1 protein-coding gene is annotated in these 2,443 nt (G+C 38.7%); it reads right to left on the bottom strand.

The genetic code is table 11. The features are described from left to right. Positions 1-2,335, bottom strand: a 2,335-nt coding sequence (locus tag BM377_RS16010) for a DUF6531 domain-containing protein (RefSeq protein WP_207646926.1), incomplete at its 3' end; no start/stop codon positions are given. Positions 2,336-2,443 lie beyond the last annotated feature (108 nt).

Below are 2,443 nucleotides of genomic sequence, written 5' to 3'. Positions count from 1 at the left end.
CATTGTTATACTTTATGGATGTGGTTCTTCCTGCTTCATCCGTAAACTCAGATACTTTTCCTATGCTGTTATGTTCCCAGGCTTTCTTTGTTCCGTCCGGATTTGTTACGCTTATGAGCTTTCCTGCTTTGTCATACTCATATCCGCTCTCATTTCCCATAGGATCTGTGACCCTGATGATCCTATCCATGAGGTCGTACTCATATCTTGTTACTGCACCAAGGGCATTCTTTGTAGAGATGACTCTTCCAAGATCATCTCTCTCATAAAAGGTCTCTATTCCCTTACTGTCTTTTATATAACAGATATCATTATTATCATCATAGGAAAGGAAGGTATATGCACCTTCTGCATCCCTTATCTTTTCTATCTGTCCGTTATCGTTATAATAAAGTCTCTGCTCTTCTTTTAAAGGGTTTTCTACGCTTACGAGCTGGCCAAGGCTGTCATAAGAATACTTATATGATGCTCCGTTTGGTCCCTTTACAACTATGGGCTTTCCCATCGCATTATAAGTGATGTTTGTGATATTTCCCTTGGCGTCTATTATCTTTGTAAGATGGCCTCTGTTATCATAGCTGAATCTTGTTGTATAGCCTCTCTTATCGGTAACGGTCGTCTTCTGGTTCTTATCATTATAGGTAAATGACTCTTTTATTCCCTGCTCGGGATATCTTGTTCCGATATGTCTTCCGTACTTATCGGAGATGTACTCTACCTTAAGGCCGTTCTGCTCTGTAGCAGTTGTTACCCTGTTTACTTCATCATAAGCATAAGTGATAACTCCTCCGTCAGGGAAGCTCTGCTTGATAACTCGGTCTTTATCGTCATACTCATTTTTAAGGAAGGTTATTCCACGAGGATTATCGACTTCATTTATGATTCCGTTATCGCTATATCCGTATCTTCTCTTAGTTCCATCAGGGTAGGTGACGTTTGTAAGCAGAAACTCTCCGTTCTTTTTTATATATTCATACTTAACGCTTCTTCCCGTATTATCGGATGCGCTCGTGATAATCCCATTTTCATCAAGATCTAGCGCAATATATTTAAATCCCGTCCGGATACCTACCGGGAGCCCGTCTTCATACTCTATCCTTGCAAGCTCTGATACAGAATTACCAAACGCCGATAACTTTCCGTCTTTATCAAACTTCGTATATGATCCGTCATCCTGTATAAGTCTGTATTGATTATCTGATTCAATAAGTCTTCCGCTCTGACCATGAATTTCTATATACTCTGTTTCTTTAGTTTCAGAAAGATTCTTTTCTATGTGAGATGTTTCATTTATCTTTTGATAGATTCCCTCATGTCCGTCAGTAAATATAATCCTTATATTCGCATATGCACTATCGTTTTCTTTAGAAAGATGCATGTCAAAAAGGCTCATCCAGCCCTTGCCGAAAAAGCCACTTCTTTCGCTCTGCGCATTATAGAATCTTCTTACCGATATGGGGTATAGTCCTGATACGACAAGATCTTCTCTGTCATTTATATAGTTACCGTTGTTAACATTGACGGGATCCGAAAAGAATGACTGACAGCCGGATGCACACCCCAATAGATACTTCTTAAGACCTGCTGCTATAGGCGCATTCATGACACCAACAGTAGCATTCTTAGCGGTCAAATCTTTTAACTCCTTAAGAGCACCTCCCACCTTAGCGGCTATGAGACTAATAACAGTCTCCTTCATCTCAGGTTCAAAAGTCTCCATCTGATCAAGTATCGCTGCTTCTTCTACAACTGTCTGTATATATTCTTCAATATATTGTTCAAGTCCTGACCTATCTACCATCTCGCAGGCTTCCAGATCAAAATCCTCTACCTTCTTAACGAGCTTATCAAGAAACATACCACTACCTGAAAATTCTTTATATACGTTTCTTGCTTTATGATAGCTTGGTATGGTAACACTACCGAACTCTTTAAAAGCTTCTTTTATATATTCTGCCTTTCCTTCTATCTCTACGGAATTAGGATTAAGTATTTCTTTTAGTTCATGGAAAAAATTTCTGATTATTTTTATCTGATCAGTATCAATGCGCGCAACGGGAGACGCATCGACTGTCTTTTTGAAATGCTCATCTATTGCAACATACAGTTCTATGAGTCTTTTTTGTATATCATGCTCTCGAGTACTAAACTCGACCTGCACATCCTTTATGAATTTCTTGGAAGCATCAGCCGCTAGACCTATGTAAGTAGTATTATCTATATACCTTCCATAGGCAGAGCCAGCTATATCTGATTTATTACTATATATTCTAACACTGTCATCAAGATCAGTGATGAAATCATTTACCTTCTCTGAATCGTATCTCTTTCCCATTATCTAGTTACTCTGGTGGTAGCATCTAAATAGTACAAAGCAAAATGAGATATTCCCCTTCAGGTAATATATAATAACCAATATGGAGGAGCTCATTATGCCAAGAAA

Origin of the sequence: Butyrivibrio sp. INlla21, assembly GCF_900116875.1 — a bacterium.
Classification (GTDB): Bacteria; Bacillota; Clostridia; order Lachnospirales; family Lachnospiraceae; genus Butyrivibrio.
The sequence above is the reverse complement of the archived record's forward strand: the minus strand, read 5'-3'. Positions and strand labels throughout refer to the sequence as shown.